The organism is Hominimerdicola alba (genome assembly GCF_900109655.1).
GTDB lineage: Bacteria > Bacillota > Clostridia > Oscillospirales > Ruminococcaceae > Hominimerdicola > Hominimerdicola alba_B.
Genome location: NZ_FOAT01000004.1, coordinates 75,632 through 91,559, shown reverse-complemented (window position 1 = coordinate 91,559; position 15,928 = coordinate 75,632). Strand labels below are relative to the sequence as shown.

Below are 15,928 nucleotides of genomic sequence, written 5' to 3'. Positions count from 1 at the left end.
CGCAATTAAGCCTGAGGATAAACAGAAACCTTCTTACGGTCCTTACCCATTCTTTCAAATCTTACAACACCGTCGCTGGTAGCGAACAGAGTGTCATCAGAACCACGCTTAACATTCTCACCGGGGTGAATGTGAGTACCTCTCTGGCGAACAAGAATGTTGCCTGCCAGTACGAACTGTCCGTCAGCTCTCTTCACACCAAGTCTCTTGGACTCGGACTCACGGCCGTTCTTGGTAGAACCCATACCCTTTTTATGAGCGAAATACTGCATTGATATCTTTATCATTTGAGATCACACCTCCATGTAACGTGATACAGTCAGCCTCAGCCGACCTTCAGCTTGATATGCCCGGGAAATTCGTCCCTCAGATTATACAGATGGATCAGAAGTCCCATTATTACTTTGTCCGCGTTCTCATCGGGTGTTTTCATGTCAAGCCTGATCTCGTTCTCCCCCACCTCAACATCTGCTTCCAGCTTGAAAGCCTCAGTGATGGTGTTAGCCGTCATCATAACGGCGGAAGATACGCTTGCACAGCAAACGTCATAACCGAAATCGGCTAAACCTGCATGACCCGTAACGCGAAAACCTGTGAGCATATCGCTCTCATTTCTGAAAAAATCTGCGGCGATCATTCGACCATCACAAATTATGCGTTGATAGCTTCGATAACTACCTTGGTGTAGGGCTGTCTGTGACCCATCTTCCTCTTCTCACCCTTCTTGGGCTTGTAGGTGAAGACTGTGATCTTCTTAGCCTTGCCGTTCTTGACTACCTTTGCGGATACAGTAGCACCCTCAACATAAGGAGCACCAACCTTGATACCTGCATCAGAACCAACTGCCATTACCTTGTCAAAAGTAACGCTCTCGTCTGCATTAACGCTGAGCTTCTCGATGTAGAGCTCGTCGCCTGCCTTTACCTGATACTGCTTTCCGCCTGTTTCAATTACTGCGTACATCTATATGCACCTGCCTTTACATGAACTCGCTACGCACGGTGGAGCACGACTTCATCATGACACACTTAAAGAAACCGTGAATATGCGGCTTTATTATCATACCATACTTCCCTGTAAATGTCAAGGTATCTACTGAACTTAACAGAAAATTTACATTTTCTATCCAAGCTCTTTGAAAGCGTCCTTTATCGACCTTGCGCCGATGACCTTTATGCCGTATTTCGCGGTGTTTATCTTCTTCGCCGCATAGTATGGGATTATGCACTTCTCGAAACCCATTCGCTCGGCTTCCTGTATTCTCTGTTCGGCATGGGTGATGTTTCTCAGCTCACCGCCCAAACCTATCTCGCCCAGCGCGATTGTCTTATCGTCTACCACTTTGTCGGTAACGCTTGAATAAAGCGCCATAGCAACTGTGAGATCGGCGGCAGTGTCGTCCAGTTTCAGACCGCCTACTATATTAATAAATACGTCCAGCCCGCCGAAGAAATATCCAAGCCGCTTTTCAAGCACCGCCAGTATTATTGACATTCTGTAATAGTCGAAACCCGTAGCCGTCCTCCTCGGCTGTGAGGTGCTGCTTTTTGATACCAGCGCCTGAACTTCCGCCATTATGGGGCGCGAACCCTCCATAACGCAGGCGACACAGCTTCCCGAAACGTTCAGCGGTCTGCCCTCAAGCATCAGCATGGAGGGGTTGTCCACTTCCACAAGCCCGCCGTCAGCCATCTCGAAAACGCCTATCTCATTGGTGGAACCGAAACGGTTCTTCACTGCGCGGAGTATCCTGTAAGTCATGTTGCGCTGACCCTCAAAGTACAGCACGCAGTCAACGATATGCTCCATTACCTTAGGTCCCGCTATGGCGCCGTCCTTGTTGACGTGCCCGACGATGAATATGGGTATCTCCTCGGATTTCGCCGTCCTCATGAACATATTAGTACACTCGCGCACCTGTGTGACTGAGCCCTGTGCCGATGATATCCCGCTGATGCTCATGGTTTGTATGGAGTCGATTATGACTATCTCGGGCTTTTCCTTGACTATCGCCGCGCATATGCTCTCAGCATCGGTCTCGGCAAGCAGGTAGAGGTTCTCGTTGTCCACTCCGAGCCTGTCAGCCCTCAGTTTTATCTGCCTTGCGGATTCCTCACCCGATACATATAAAATAGTGTGGTCGTCCCCCATGGTCTGGCAAATCTGCAAAAGCATGGTGGATTTACCTATGCCCGGCTCACCGCCCAGAAGCACCAGCGAACCCTTTACAAGCCCGCCGCCGAGAACTCTGTTGAGTTCATTCATGCCAGTGTCGTAACGTATTTCCCGCGCACTTGCGTCCACCGCCCCGATGTTCAGTATGCTGTCGGAGATATCCTTTACAGCCGAACCTCTGCTTTTGCCCGAAGTTCTTGCAGATACCTGTATCTCCACCTCTTCAAAGGTGTTCCATTCGCCGCATTCGGGACATTTGCCGTTCCACTTGCTCGCTTCAAACCCGCAGTTCGAGCATACATACGCGCTTTTCGCCTTAGCCATAACTCACCTCAGAATTCGTAGTCGATGCAGGCTCTTTCTTCCTTTACGGTCGCCACAAATTTGCCGAAGTTTATATGTGTTTCCGAACTCTGATAAGCGTTCAGGTCTTCAACACTGTCAAAATCGAATATCAGCGAAACATCATAGTTGCTGTCGGGAGTTCTCTTGTCGTTGTAAACTACCTCATATCTTTTCAGCTGAGGGATAGTTTTCAGGCTCTCAGCTCTCTCCAGAAATTCCTTTATCAGTGCGTCCTTGTTCTCGTTTTTCAGCTTGAACATACAAATATGTCTAATCATTTTTTTTGACCTCCTCAGATCGTTACTGCAACCATTATAACACCTGAAAATGCAAATGTAAAGCCCCAAAAATCATAAGTCCGTTTTTTTACCCTGAAATAGATCTCTTTTGCAAATAAACACAGCCTCCGGTCTCCTAAAATCTACCATTAAATATATGTGAGAACTGCCCATATCCAAACCTGTTACGCTGTGCAAACAACTGTTTTTTGATTTAACTCAGACATATTTCTGCAAGAGTTGTACAAAAACGTACAACTTTTCGGCTAAAATCACTGATAGTGAAAAACTTATTCACCAGACCTATGCGCACGATGGCAGGCAGCCGCTGACTATGACTACGAGGATATGAGGCGGCGTGTTATACTGCATAAGAGGGGGAGCAACCAAGCATCTTGACAATACCCGCGTGATTCGTATATCGCTGTTTACTGCAAGCATCTCCGCGGGCTCATAAATTAAGGACGCATAATACTTTTCGGCAGCTGCAAACAGATTTTAATTATAAACATCAAACAAAGACCGCGGTTGACAACTTCGGTTTTTGGTAGTATCATATACAAAAGGTTTTAAAACGTAAAACGAAAGGATGATTATCATGAAAAAATATATACTTTCCCTCGATCAGGGTACAACTTCTTCACGCGCCGTACTTTTTGACAGAAAAGGCGAAAAGGTATTTTCGGCACAGTACGAATTTCCCCAGATATTCCCCAAAGCGGGCTGGGTGGAGCACGACCCCAAGGATATCCTTGATTCTCAGCTTCGCGCCGTTAATGACTGCACAGCTTACCTCACATCAAACGGTGAGGATATCTCCGAGATAGCCGCCATCGGTGTGACAAACCAGCGCGAGACCACCATGATATGGGATAAAAACACCGGAGAGCCCGTTTATAATGCCATAGTATGGCAGTGCCGCCGCACAGCTTCCACCTGCACCCATTTTGCCGAACAGGGGCTGGAAAAATTCTTCCGCAGTAAAACAGGTCTGCTCATCGACCCCTATTTCTCCGCCACAAAGATAAAGTGGATATTCGATAACGTTGAGGGTGTCCGCGAAAGAGCACAGCGTGGCGAACTTCTCTTCGGCACGGTGGATACATGGCTGATATGGAACCTCACAGGCAGAAAAGTCCATGCTACCGACTACACCAATGCCTCACGCACAATGCTGTTCAATATCCACACCCTCGAATGGGACAAGGAGATACTTGGTCTTCTCGGCATACCCGAAAATATCCTCCCCGATGTAAGGGATTCCTCGGGAGATTTCGGCACTACCGATAAGTCGCTGATAGGCGCTGAAATACCCATCTGCGGCTGTGCGGGCGATCAGCAGGCGGCGCTTTTCGGACAGTGCTGTTTCCTTAAAGGCGATGTCAAGAACACCTACGGCACAGGCGGATTCCTGCTGATGAATACCGGGGACGAATGTGTCGAGAGCGCCAACGGACTGCTGACCACCATCGCATGGGGCATGGGCGGAAAAGTTACCTACGCGCTGGAAGGGTCTGTATTTGTATCGGGTGCTGTTATAAAATGGCTTCGTGACGAACTCTGCATAATCAGCACAGCCGAGGAGACCGCCGCCATTGCCGAAAGTGTTCCCGATAACGGCGGAGTATACTTCGTTCCCGCCTTTGTGGGACTGGGCACACCCTACTGGGACAGCGATGCCCGCGGCGTGATATGCGGTCTTACCAGAGGTTCGGGACGTGCTCACATCGTCCGTGCGGCGCTTGAAGCCATCGCTTACCAGACCGCAGATGTCATAAAAGCCATGGAAGAAGACACCTCCGCGCTGGGTCTTATCAAGGTTGACGGCGGCGCTTCGCAGAACGATTTTCTCATGCAGTTTCAGGCAGATATCCTTGGCAGAAGCATAATCCGTCCCCGCAACGTTGAATCCACCGCCACAGGCGCGGCGTTCCTTGCAGGACTTCACTGCGGTTTCTGGGAAAGCCGCGAGGAACTCAACCGCGTATCCCAGAAATTCCGCGAATTTATCCCCGCCATGGCTGAAAATAGACGCACCGAACTAATAAGCGGATGGAAAAATGCTGTGGGGAGAAGCATTATGAAATAAATGAGATAATACCGTAATTTATAGGAGGAGAAACATTTATGGGGAGCTTTTTTCACTCAGTTCATTTTAAGATCAGCGACAAAGAGAAACTTATCAAGGGTTTCAAAGCACATATGAAAAAGAAAGGCTTCGTGCCATGTGATGATGACGAAGCTGTGAAAACATACATTATTGCGTTTTCAGATGATCAGGGTTGGGCAACACTTGCTGACTCGGAAAGCAGTGATGATACGAGAGCGCTTTTCAGTGAAGCTAAAGCTATTTCAAAAAGTATGAAACTTCCATGTATTACAGAGGAAGTAACAGACAGCGATATCGCAGTACTTGAACTCTTTGACAAAACAGGAGAGTGTGCAGATAGGATCGTTGTGGGCGATGGTGAGATCTACGGCATGGAAAATAATGAAATAAAGCCCGAATGCTGGAAACCACTGCTGAATAACAAAGCAGATACCCAAAAACTCATTGAGCTGATCGGTGAAAGTGATGGCTTGGTTGATGAAAGACTTAGCAAAATATCATCACTTTTGGGTGTGGATATGCTTGCTGACAGTGATGAACTCGGTACAAGAAATGAAGGAAGTATAATAAAACTTAATTTCAAAAAAGCCGAAGAAAAGAAGCCGACGTTAAACACTTTGTTTACGCAGATCTATGGTGAGGCACTTGAACCATTAGGCTTCAAAAAGCCAAAAGTTCGTATGCCACTGTACGTTCGTGTTATCAACGATGAGATCATACATATTGTTGGTATCCATGATATGAAAAATCAGCTGGTACCCTTTGGCGCAATCGCCACTGTTTACCGCAAAGATCTTTGTATTGACCGCACATTCCGGCAAAACGAAATATGGTATAAAGATCTATGGGATTTCTATCATGAGTGGCATATAACAGACAAGCCATTTGATAATGGCGGATTTAAATACTATGCTGATTTTATGCCTTTATCAGACGCAGTTCAGAATTCATTTAATGCAACTATGACTTGGATTCTTCCTGTTCTGGATAATGTTAAAACGCTCAAAGATGTAGTAGATTATGATGCACAAACATTTAAAGAACATATTGCTGTTATTTCATTGCCAATAAATGAATCTCTTGCTGCGCCATTCAGTGATACGGTTATCAGGTATATTTTAGATGATCCGCTGGCAGATCTTGAACAGCGATACTCAGCTGAATTGAAACGTCGAAATGAAGCAAGCATACGAGCTTCACGTTCGCAGGAGAAAATATCACAAAATCTTTTAGAATTTGAATATCGATATAATGAAGCCCGCAAAAGAGTGCAGACATTTCTTGAAGATGAAGAAATACACAAGCAGACAATGGAAGAACTTGAAAGGAGAAAAGATCATAACCTTGAATTACTCAGGAAATACAAGGTCATAAAATAGCATTGACATCTGGAAAAATATGTTATATAATATGTGCACGGTAATTCTGCCGTTTTGAGATCATTGAAAAGGATGGAAAAATATGAAAACGACCCGAATACGTTTATTCAGCTTAGCCGCGGCACTTGTGATGCTGCTGACTCTCGCCGCGTTCTTTCCGTGCAGCGCCGTTAAAGCAGGTGCTGAGTCCATTGCAAACCCCTTCAACTATCAGGACGATAAGGAAGTTCGCTATGACGGTTCAAAGTGGGTTCAGCCCCCCTCATGGAACTGTCCCACCATCAATCCGAGGAACTATGAGGGCGGCATAATGGTATTCTTTGATAAAATAGGTCTTGAACCGGGAAAGGCAAACGGCAAGATCCAGAGAGTCTACGTCAGCGTGCATGGTGCGACCGATCCTGTCAGCATGATGAAGTTCCATGTCTTCTATGACACCAGATTGAAAGTGGTAAATAATTCAAACGGCGATCCCGTCAGCCCCGGTAAAGCGGTAGCAGACTTCCAGGATACAGGCTCCAAACTGGTTGAAGAAGGTCAGATAGCTTTCTACGCCTATTCAAAAACCGATATTGAACTCAGCAACGCCAGCCTTTTCACCATAGATTTTCAGATCCCCGAAGACGCAGAAGCAGGTGATTTTTACCCCATAGGTATGTCCTATACCGATGACGGTGTAGTGGCAGATACCTTTATCGATTCAAAATGCACCGAAGCAGGAAAACTCCAGATGACCTACGTTTTCACCAAGGGCATATACAACGGCTATCTCAGGATCTTGGGTGAACCCAGAATTAAAAAGGCTGATCTTACGCTGAAAACTCCATGGGACGGCGTAAAATGCACAACAGACCCCAAAGAATGGTTTAGAAATATACCAAGCGGTGTCAATGTTACCGATCTCATGTGGATAGAAAGCGAGTCGATGGCACTGGGTACAGAGGGCGATGTGTTTGAAGAGGGCAAGACCTATATACTGCAATTTAAACTTACCCCAGCCTACGGCAGTAACTTTTCCAAGAAATTTCAAGCTTCGGTAAACGGAATAAATCTGCCCTATAACGGCGATGATATAACCATGGGCGGAACTTTTTATTTTGACATCAAAGCAGATGGCAGGATACGCGGCGACCTGAACAATGACGGCTTGGTCAATGTAACAGATCTCACTCGTCTTGCCGCCCACATCAAAGGCAAAAAACTCCTTCCCGATCCGAAACTTGCCGACTTAAATGGTGACGGCAAGGTTAATATCACCGATCGTACAAGGCTTGCGGCGCATATAAAGGGAAAAAAACTACTGAATTGATATAGGCAGCGTCCGTGAATTCGGGCGCTGTTCTGCTTATAAACATTCCGCATCCTGAATTTACCAAGATGGAAATAACCTGTCCTTGAACTGTTGACAATTCTGTCACAATGTACTATAATATATAATAGCTTATTATATACGATAGGAGACAATACCGTGAAAAACAGGGTATACGATAACCGTGAGCTATCATGGCTCAAATTCAATGAACGCGTGCTTGAAGAAGCCCGTGACGAGAGCAATCCTCTGCTTGAAAGACTGCTGTTCCAGTCCATCTATTCAAGCAATCTGGATGAGTTCTTTATGGTCAGGGTAGGTTCGCTTTATGATGCTTCTCTGGTGGATGATTCCCATAAGGACAACAAATCCAAGATGAAGCCCTCGGAACAGCTCAGCGCTATTTTTTCAAGGGTGCGTGAGCTTATCTCCACCGAGGACGAAAGCTTCAAGACCATACACAAAGCCCTTGAACCTAAAAAGATAGAGCATAAGAGCATGAAAAGCCTGACGATGCAGGAAGCTGAATTTCTGGAAGCCTACTATGCCTACGAGATCAAGCCTTTTCTTAATGCGCTCATAATCGATAAGCGCCACCCATTCCCGTTTCTGCCCAACAAGAGCATATACGTTGCGGCAAAGCTGTCTTCAAAAAGCGGTATAACTCTGGGCATTATCGGGTGCAGTGAAAAATTTGAGCGTGTGATATTCCTGCCCCGTCAGGACGATTCCATAGCCTATGTGCTGGTGGAAGAGCTGATATACCACTTCACCGACAAGATATTCTCAGGCTATAAGGTCGAGGAAAAGACCCTCATGCGCATAACCCGAAATGCCGATATCGATGTTGACGAAAGCTTCGACCGCGAACTGGATTTCAGGCAGAATATGTCCGTGCTGATAAACAAGAGAAAGCGCCTGTGTCCTGTGAGATTACAGCTTTCCAAGCAGATCTCCGAGCCTCTCCAGAAAGAGCTCTGCACAAGGCTGGAACTGTCCAAAAAACAGGTCTTCGTTGAAAAGACACCTCTGGATCTTTCCTATGTATTCACGGTGTTCGATAAAGCGGCTGACAAGAAAGAGCTGTTCTTTGAACCCCGCACCTCTCAGCTTTCCCGCATGATAGACGAGAGCCGTCCCATGATAGATCAGATAGATGACGGCGACCTTTTCCTGTCCTACCCCTATGAATCCATACAGCCTTTCATAAGACTGCTGAATGAAGCCGCAAAGGACGAAAGTGTTGTCTCTGTAAAGATGACCCTCTACCGTGTGGCAAAGAATTCCAAGGTGATAAAAGCCCTGTGCGCCGCCGCTGAAAACGGCAAGGAAGTCTGCGTGCTGGTGGAACTCCGCGCCAGATTTGACGAGGAAAACAATATCGGCTGGTCAAAACAGCTTGAAGAAGCAGGCTGTCGGGTAATGTACGGTCCCAAGGGGCTGAAAGTCCACTCGAAGCTCTGTCTTATCACCCGCAAGACCCCAGAGGGCGTTAAGTATACCACCCAGATAGGCACAGGCAACTATAACGAAAAGACAGCGGGTCTTTACACCGACCTCTGCCTTATGACAGCCAACAGGGATATCGCCAAGGACGCCGAGGAAGTCTTCCGTGCCCTCAGTATAGGCGAACTTGTTGAGAAAAGCGACCTTTTGCTGGTGGCACCCCGCTGTCTGCAAAACCGTGTCCTCGAAATGATGGATAACGAGATAGCTATCGCCAAAGCAGGCGGAGACGGCTATGTTGGCGCTAAGCTGAATTCTCTCACCGATAAGGTGATAATTGATAAGATCATCGAGTGTTCACAGGCAGGCGTTAAAGTCGAACTGGTGATACGCGGAATATCCTGCCTTGTTGCAGGTGTTGAGGGTGTTACCGAAAACGTCCGCATACGATCCATCGTGGGTCGCTATCTTGAACATTCCCGTATCTATATATTCGGCAGTGGTGTGAGAAAGAGCGTGTATATATCCTCCGCAGACTACATGACCCGCAATACCACCCGCCGTGTCGAGGTCGCCGCACCTGTTCTCGATGCCGAGATCAAAAAGCGGATACTCGATATTTTTGAAACTCAGATGAACGACAACGTCAAGGCAAGGGATATGCTCCCCGACGGTACCTACGTCCGCAAACCCGCATCGGGCGCGGCAGTAGATGCCCAGAGCAGGTTCTTCGCAGAAGCCTATGCGAATGTTCCCAAACCCAAGCCGAAACCGGAACCTAAACCCGAACCGCAACCCGAACAAATGACAGCCGCACCCACCGTGACTGCTGTGACCGCACCCGAGCCCAAACCCGAGGATACCCCCGCTGTACAGCCCGATATCCCCGAAAAGCCCGAGCCTGCACCCGAAAAAAAAAAAGTCTCTGGTCAAGGTTCATCGGATTGTTCCGTCGTAAAAGTAAAGGTTAAGAAAATCAAATAGCTCCCGTTCACGCCGTGTATTGCTGCTAACGCTGTTCTATCATACCGAGTGCGTATCTTACTGGGGAAAACCTTTCTGAAGAAAGGTTATTCCCAAGCATCACGAAGTCATGCTGGACTCCTTTCCAAAGACTTCTATTTCTTTTTGGCAGGGGGCAGCTATTTCTATAAAGTGCAGTTAGTGACCGTACTAGGTGAATTTTATAAAGATATCTGCCCCCTGCCAAAAAGAGTTAAAAGTTTTCGGGGAGGAGTTTGAGGAGGACCCTTTTTCAAAAGGGTCTTCCTCAATGAGATACGCAGTCAGTGCGATAGAACTGCATTATCGGCAATATAGGGCGTGGACGGGAGACAGTTAATTATCGGACGGATGGTGCTGAACTGTCCGTCTGTCTATGTATGGAGAAAAATATGTTCAGACTTTTTCGTTACCTTAAAAACTACAAAAAGGAAAGTGTCATAGGGCCGCTGTTCAAGCTTATTGAAGCCTGTTTCGAGCTTGCGGTGCCTGTTGTCATGAAACGCATAATCGACATTGGTATAGCAAACGAGGATATGCCTTATATACTGCGTATGGGCGGTATAATGGTACTTCTGGGATTTCTGGGGCTTGCCTGTTCGCTGACGGCGCAGTTTTTCGCGGCTAAAGCCTCGGTTGGCTTCGGCACGGCACTCCGCACCGACCTGCTTCGTCACATCGACCGCTTTTCCTATTCCGAGATTGATAAAATAGGCAGCAGTACCCTCGTCACCAGAATGACAGCGGATATTAACACAGCACAGTCAGGTGTGAATATACTGCTGAGATTGCTTCTGCGCTCGCCGTTTATCGTGGTCGGCGCGGTTATAATGTCACTCACCATTTCGGTGAAGATAACACTGATATTCCTGGTGGCAGCAACCTGCCTTGCCTTTGTTATCTATAAGATAATGAGCATCACTATACCAAGATACAAGCATATCCAGAAGACCCTCGACCGTACCAATCTGCTTACAGGTGAAGCCCTCTCCGGCGCAAGGGTTATACGCGCTTTTTCAAGACAGCAGGACGAAGAGAAAGACTTCGACAAGCTGACCGATGAACTCACCGATCTCCAGATTAAGGCGGGCAAGATCAATGCCCTCATGAACCCTATGACCTATGTTATCGTGAACCTCGCCATAGCAGTTATACTCAAAGCGAGCGCACATCAGGTCAATATTGGCAGCATCACTCAGGGCGATGTATTAGCCCTGATAAACTACATGAACCAGATTCTGCTTGCACTTCTCGCCATGGCGATACTCGTCACCAATATCACGAAAATGCAGGCTTCTGCCATGCGTATCAACGATGTTTTCGATATCGAACCCACTGTCACCGATGACGGCAATACCGAGGTCACAGCAGATACCTCAGCCCCCGCAGTTGAGTTCCGCGGAGTAAGCTTCTCCTACCACGACAGCGAAGAATATGCCCTTGAAGACATTAGCTTTACTGCCAACAGGGGAGAGACCATAGGCATCATTGGCGGTACAGGTTCGGGAAAAACTTCCGTTATAAACCTTATCCCCCGATTCTATGATGCTTCAAAAGGTGAGATACTTGTTGATGGTATCGACGTCAAGAATTACCCTTTCAGACAGCTTCGCCATAAGATAGGTATCGTGCCCCAGAGGGCTGTGCTTTTCAAGGGCACTGTTCGCGATAATATGAAATGGCGCGACAGTTCTGCTGACGATGAGGAGATAATCAACGCGCTGAAACTCGCCCAGGCTTATGATTTTGTCATGGAAAAGCCTGATAAGCTGGACGAAATGATACATCAGGCAGGCAAGAACCTTTCAGGCGGACAAAGACAGCGCCTGACCATTGCAAGGGCTTTTGTAGGTCACCCCGAAATAGTTATCCTCGATGATTCGGCTTCTGCCCTTGACCTTGCCACCGATGCAAGGCTGAGAAAAGCCATCGCCGAACAGACAGGGGATATGACCGTGTTCATCGTTTCACAGAGGATATCCTCAATCAGGAACGTTGATAAGATAATCGTCCTCGATGACGGAAAAATAGCGGGGACAGGCACTCACAGGGAACTTTATCAGTCCTGTGACATCTACCGCGAGATATGTCTGTCACAGCTTTCCGAAAAGGAGGTGAGGGAGATTGGCTGATACTAAAAAAGTACAAAAACCTGTACTCAAACCTCTGCTATCCTATGCAAGACCTTATATCTGGCTGTTTGTGATATCGATGCTGCTGGCAGTAATAACGGTCGCCACCACCCTCTATGCGCCTATCCTAATCGGTCAGGGCGTTGACCTCATCATAGGTCCGAAAAACGTCGATTTCAAGGCACTCACGCCCATAATCATAAAGCTCTGCGTAACCGTTTCCCTGACAGCTGTTTCACAGTGGCTGATGTCCCTGTGTACCAACAAAATAACTTTCAATGTTGTCAGGGATATCCGCCGCAAGGCATTCGCAAAGCTGGGCAGACTTCCTCTTTCCTACATCGATGCCCACCCACACGGCGACATAATAAGCCGTATCATCACCGATATCGACCAGATATCCGACGGCCTGCTTATGGGATTTGCACAGTTATTCACGGGTATCTGTACAATAATCGGTACAATTGTGTTCATGCTGACGATAAATGTAAAGATATCACTGGTGGTTATCCTGCTGACACCACTTTCTCTGTTTGTTGCGAGATTCATCGCAAAGAACACCTTCGACCTCTTTCACAAGCAATCCGTAGCCCGCGGAGAAATGACCGCCCTGGTTGAAGAAATAACAGGCGACCTCAAAACCGTTCAGGCTTTCGGCTACGAGAATGAGGGTGAATCCAGATTTGAAGTATATAACAAGAAATTGCAGGAAGTCAGCGTAAAAGCCATATTCTTCTCATCCCTTACAAACCCCTGCACAAGGTTCGTCAACGGACTTGTCTATACCTCCGTAGGCATACTGGGTGCGCTGGCAGTTTTCAGCGGCAACGGCTTTACGGTGGGAAATCTTTCCAGCTTTCTTTCCTATGCCAACCAGTATACCAAGCCTTTCAACGAGATATCAGGCGTTATAACCGAACTTCAGAGTGCTCTCGCATCAGCGGGACGTGTTTTTGAACTTATCGATGAGACCGAGGAGATACCCGATGCCGCTGATGCCGAAGTCCTTACCGCAGTTGACGGCAGTGTTGATGCCGAGCACGTATTTTTCAGCTATGACCCCGAAGTCAAGCTTATCGAGGACTTCAATCTCCACGTCAAGGCAGGCGAGCGCACAGCGATAGTCGGGCCCACGGGCTGCGGAAAGACCACCATGATAAATCTGCTCATGCGCTTTTACGATGCCGACAGCGGCAGCATTAAAATAAGCGGCAAGCCCATCAAGGACTGTACCCGCGATTCCATGCGCTCAATGTACGGCATGGTGCTTCAGGAAACATGGCTGAAGACCGCCACTATCCGCGATAATATCCGCTACGGCAAGCCCGATGCTACCGACGAAGAAGTGGTAGCCGCCGCTAAATCGGCACATTGCCACGGCTTTATAAAACGTCTGCCAAACGGCTATGATACCGTTATATCCGATGCTTTCAGCACGTTGTCACAGGGTCAGAAACAGCTCCTCTGCATCGCCAGAGTTATGCTCTCCCTGCCGCCAATGCTTATTCTCGATGAAGCTACATCTTCCATAGATACCCGAACCGAGATAATCATACAGCGTGCTTTCGCAAAGATGATGAAAGGCAGAACGAGCTTCATCATAGCCCACCGACTTTCCACCATCAAGGAAGCCGAGAACATCATAGTTATGCGCTCGGGTCATATCATCGAGCAGGGAACTCATGAAAGCCTTATGGCAAAAGGCGGATTTTACAGCGAGCTGTATAATTCGCAGTTTGCGGCGGAATAGAGTATGAACAAGTTCAGGATACCTAAGATAAATTCCCTGGATTTCGGGGCTAAATGGATAGCAGTATCTCTGGTCATCGGGCTGTTGCTGCCTGCTGTTATCCGTATCATCACAGGTGTTTTCTGTTGGGGACTATGTATTATCGGCGGGATAATACTTCTGGGATTCATCATTGTGTTCAGCATAGAAATGCATCAGGATTTTGGTAAGACCCCATACTATGAGAGCTATCTCAGCGAAGATATACCTTTTGACCCCGACAAACAGACAGCTGTGGTCAGGTGCAGTATCTGTACAGGAGAGCAGATAGCAGGTTTTAAGAATAAAGAGGACGGTCATTTTACTGAGGTTATGCTGATCAGAGATGATACGGACTTGGAAAAGTTCAAGGAAATATACAAAATAGCGGAGATAAAAAAGGAATACTGAATTTATCTTTGCAGTCATAAAAACAATGCCCCGAAGTGCTTTGAAACGCTTCGGGGCTGAATTTGTCTATGGGTATATATTATTCAAGTGAATCGATATTGTAGATGTATGGCAGATAGCTGTCCAGCCAGATGAATACATTGCCGAACTGCTTGTCAACGGAGAATTCAATAACTTCGCCGTCATCGTACATCTTCTGCGCAAGAGCCGCAGCCTCTTCGATAGCAGCGTCCTTCTTGTCATCAGGGATAGAACCTGTGGTATCTCTGTATTTTGCGTCGATCTTCATGAAATCAGCAGTAACTTCTCTCAGTCTGTCGAAATCAGCGTCATCAAGTTCGTCGTACAGGCGGACTCTTACAGGCTCGGTCTCGATAGCGCCTATCTTGGCGGTCAAGTTGTATGTAGCAGCCTTTTTGCTTTCGGGCTTGAAGTAGCAGCTGAAAATATTGTCGCCTGCTTCCTTATCGGGCTTCTTGCTTCCGTCGTCTACCATGTCAGCGACCTTTTCGCCCTTCTCATTGTAAAGACCGATGGTTATGCCCGAAGCAGCCTCATCTGGAGATACCTCGACTTCAAAGCAGAAGCCGTTCTTGTCATCAAGGGCAGCAAATCTCTGGCTACATTTCAGTGTGTGCAAGCCTTCTTCCTGCTCAGCCTGAGGGTCAGCAGAGGTCTCTTCTTCAGTGGTGGCAGATTCCTCGGCAGTAGTTTCATTTTCGGTAGTTTCATCGTCTGTCACAACATCGTCGATGTTGTTTCCTTTCTCACCTGCAACAGTTTCCTTGGGAGAAACAGGGGTAGCAGCAGTTGTCTTTTCGGATTCGCTGCATCCGCAGATACAGGCGCTCATTGTCAGTGCGAGAGCAGCAGCAAGAATTCTCTTATTCATGATGATATCTCCTTTTGTTCTTTTCAGCAGGTATTCTGCCAACGATATTCCGTATTCACAACGGTTCTTATTATATCAGCCTTAGTGGGATATGTCAATGAATTGCAGGATTTTTCGACGTTTTGCATAATGGTGATACAAATGATCGCGGGTGAATTTTTAAATCTGACATCCATCGGCTGAACCATGATACTATATTAAAGTATGGTTGTAATATTTTTGTGATTTAATGTGACAGCAATTTGAAATACTGATAAAACCGGAATGAAAAAACGCATCGGTCGTGTAAACTGCCAAAGAGGCAAAGCGCACGGTTTATGCGACTGCGTCGGCATATGCCTCGCGCTAGCAGGCTTGCGGGATGTTTGCACAGTCAGCAAAGCTGACTGTTAGAGGCAGAGCCCTCAATCACCAAGGCAAGAAACAAAAATGCAAAGCAAGATATAGGAGTATAGCAAACTATCCGTTATGTCAAAAATGCGCGGCAATAACAAAATCATAGGCGTGGATAATCAAACCGTCCACGCTCTTTCTATGTGCGGAAAATTATTGCCGCGCCCGAAATCAACGGCGGTACGCTCGTTGATTTCTCGACCCGAGGAACGAGGGGCGAAAGCTCGCAAGCTAACGCACAAAGCAAATATCCGTTTTTGTTAGGCGGCTCGGCTTGGTGTCGGGCTT

General features: G+C 47.2%; 13 protein-coding genes. 7 read left to right on the top strand and 6 right to left on the bottom strand.

The window, feature by feature from the left end; all coding sequences use genetic code 11:
• Positions 1-5: 5 nt before the first annotated feature.
• The 5 genes from rpmA to BMY75_RS06260 form a co-directional block, all read right to left on the bottom strand.
• Positions 6-287: a 50S ribosomal protein L27 gene (gene rpmA, locus BMY75_RS06280; protein ID WP_074831298.1), complete on the bottom strand. Its 282-nt coding sequence runs from the start codon at positions 285-287 to the stop codon at positions 6-8.
• A gap of 38 nt (positions 288-325) precedes the next feature.
• A complete protein-coding gene (locus BMY75_RS06275) occupies positions 326-637 on the bottom strand; it encodes a ribosomal-processing cysteine protease Prp (protein WP_074831295.1) in 312 nt (103 codons plus the stop codon).
• Between the two features lie 14 nt (positions 638-651).
• Positions 652-963, bottom strand: coding sequence for a 50S ribosomal protein L21 (gene rplU, locus BMY75_RS06270; protein WP_024857193.1), 312 nt, complete (start codon positions 961-963; stop codon positions 652-654).
• A gap of 159 nt (positions 964-1,122) precedes the next feature.
• The gene (gene radA, locus BMY75_RS06265) at positions 1,123-2,499 is read right to left on the bottom strand and encodes a DNA repair protein RadA (protein WP_074831292.1); all 1,377 of its coding nucleotides are present in this window, start codon (positions 2,497-2,499) and stop codon (positions 1,123-1,125) included.
• Between the two features lie 8 nt (positions 2,500-2,507).
• Positions 2,508-2,798 carry a Dabb family protein gene (locus BMY75_RS06260; RefSeq protein ID WP_074831289.1) on the bottom strand — a complete coding sequence of 97 codons (291 nt, stop codon included), beginning with the start codon at positions 2,796-2,798 and terminating at the stop codon, positions 2,508-2,510.
• Positions 2,799-3,396: 598 nt separating this feature from the next.
• Here BMY75_RS06260 and glpK point away from each other — a divergent pair.
• The 7 genes from glpK to BMY75_RS18410 all read left to right on the top strand — a co-directional run bounded on the left by glpK (position 3,397) and on the right by BMY75_RS18410 (position 14,355).
• Positions 3,397-4,887 (top strand): glycerol kinase GlpK, encoded by a 1,491-nt coding sequence (gene glpK, locus BMY75_RS06255; protein ID WP_074831286.1) that lies wholly within the window; start codon positions 3,397-3,399, stop codon positions 4,885-4,887.
• Between the two features lie 113 nt (positions 4,888-5,000).
• Positions 5,001-6,287, top strand: coding sequence for a hypothetical protein (locus BMY75_RS06250; RefSeq protein WP_242940184.1), 1,287 nt, complete (start codon positions 5,001-5,003; stop codon positions 6,285-6,287).
• Positions 6,288-6,369: 82 nt separating this feature from the next.
• Entirely contained in the window at positions 6,370-7,596 is a 1,227-nt protein-coding gene (locus tag BMY75_RS18415; RefSeq protein WP_074831280.1) for a dockerin type I domain-containing protein, read from the top strand.
• Positions 7,597-7,755: 159 nt separating this feature from the next.
• Positions 7,756-10,026: a polyphosphate kinase 1 gene (gene ppk1, locus BMY75_RS06240; RefSeq protein ID WP_074831277.1), complete on the top strand. Its 2,271-nt coding sequence runs from the start codon at positions 7,756-7,758 to the stop codon at positions 10,024-10,026.
• A gap of 410 nt (positions 10,027-10,436) precedes the next feature.
• A complete protein-coding gene (locus tag BMY75_RS06235; RefSeq protein WP_074831275.1) occupies positions 10,437-12,176 on the top strand; it encodes an ABC transporter ATP-binding protein in 1,740 nt (579 codons plus the stop codon).
• On the top strand, positions 12,169-13,926 hold the full coding sequence (locus BMY75_RS06230) for an ABC transporter ATP-binding protein (RefSeq protein WP_074831272.1): 1,758 nt from the start codon (positions 12,169-12,171) through the stop codon (positions 13,924-13,926). The genes BMY75_RS06235 and BMY75_RS06230 overlap by 8 nt, the downstream gene beginning before the upstream one ends.
• 3 nt (positions 13,927-13,929) lie before the next feature.
• Positions 13,930-14,355: a hypothetical protein gene (locus tag BMY75_RS18410; protein ID WP_242940183.1), complete on the top strand. Its 426-nt coding sequence runs from the start codon at positions 13,930-13,932 to the stop codon at positions 14,353-14,355.
• 79 nt (positions 14,356-14,434) lie between these two features.
• Here BMY75_RS18410 and BMY75_RS06220 read toward each other — a convergent pair whose 3' ends face one another.
• Positions 14,435-15,247, bottom strand: coding sequence for a hypothetical protein (locus BMY75_RS06220; RefSeq protein ID WP_074831266.1), 813 nt, complete (start codon positions 15,245-15,247; stop codon positions 14,435-14,437).
• Positions 15,248-15,928 lie beyond the last annotated feature (681 nt).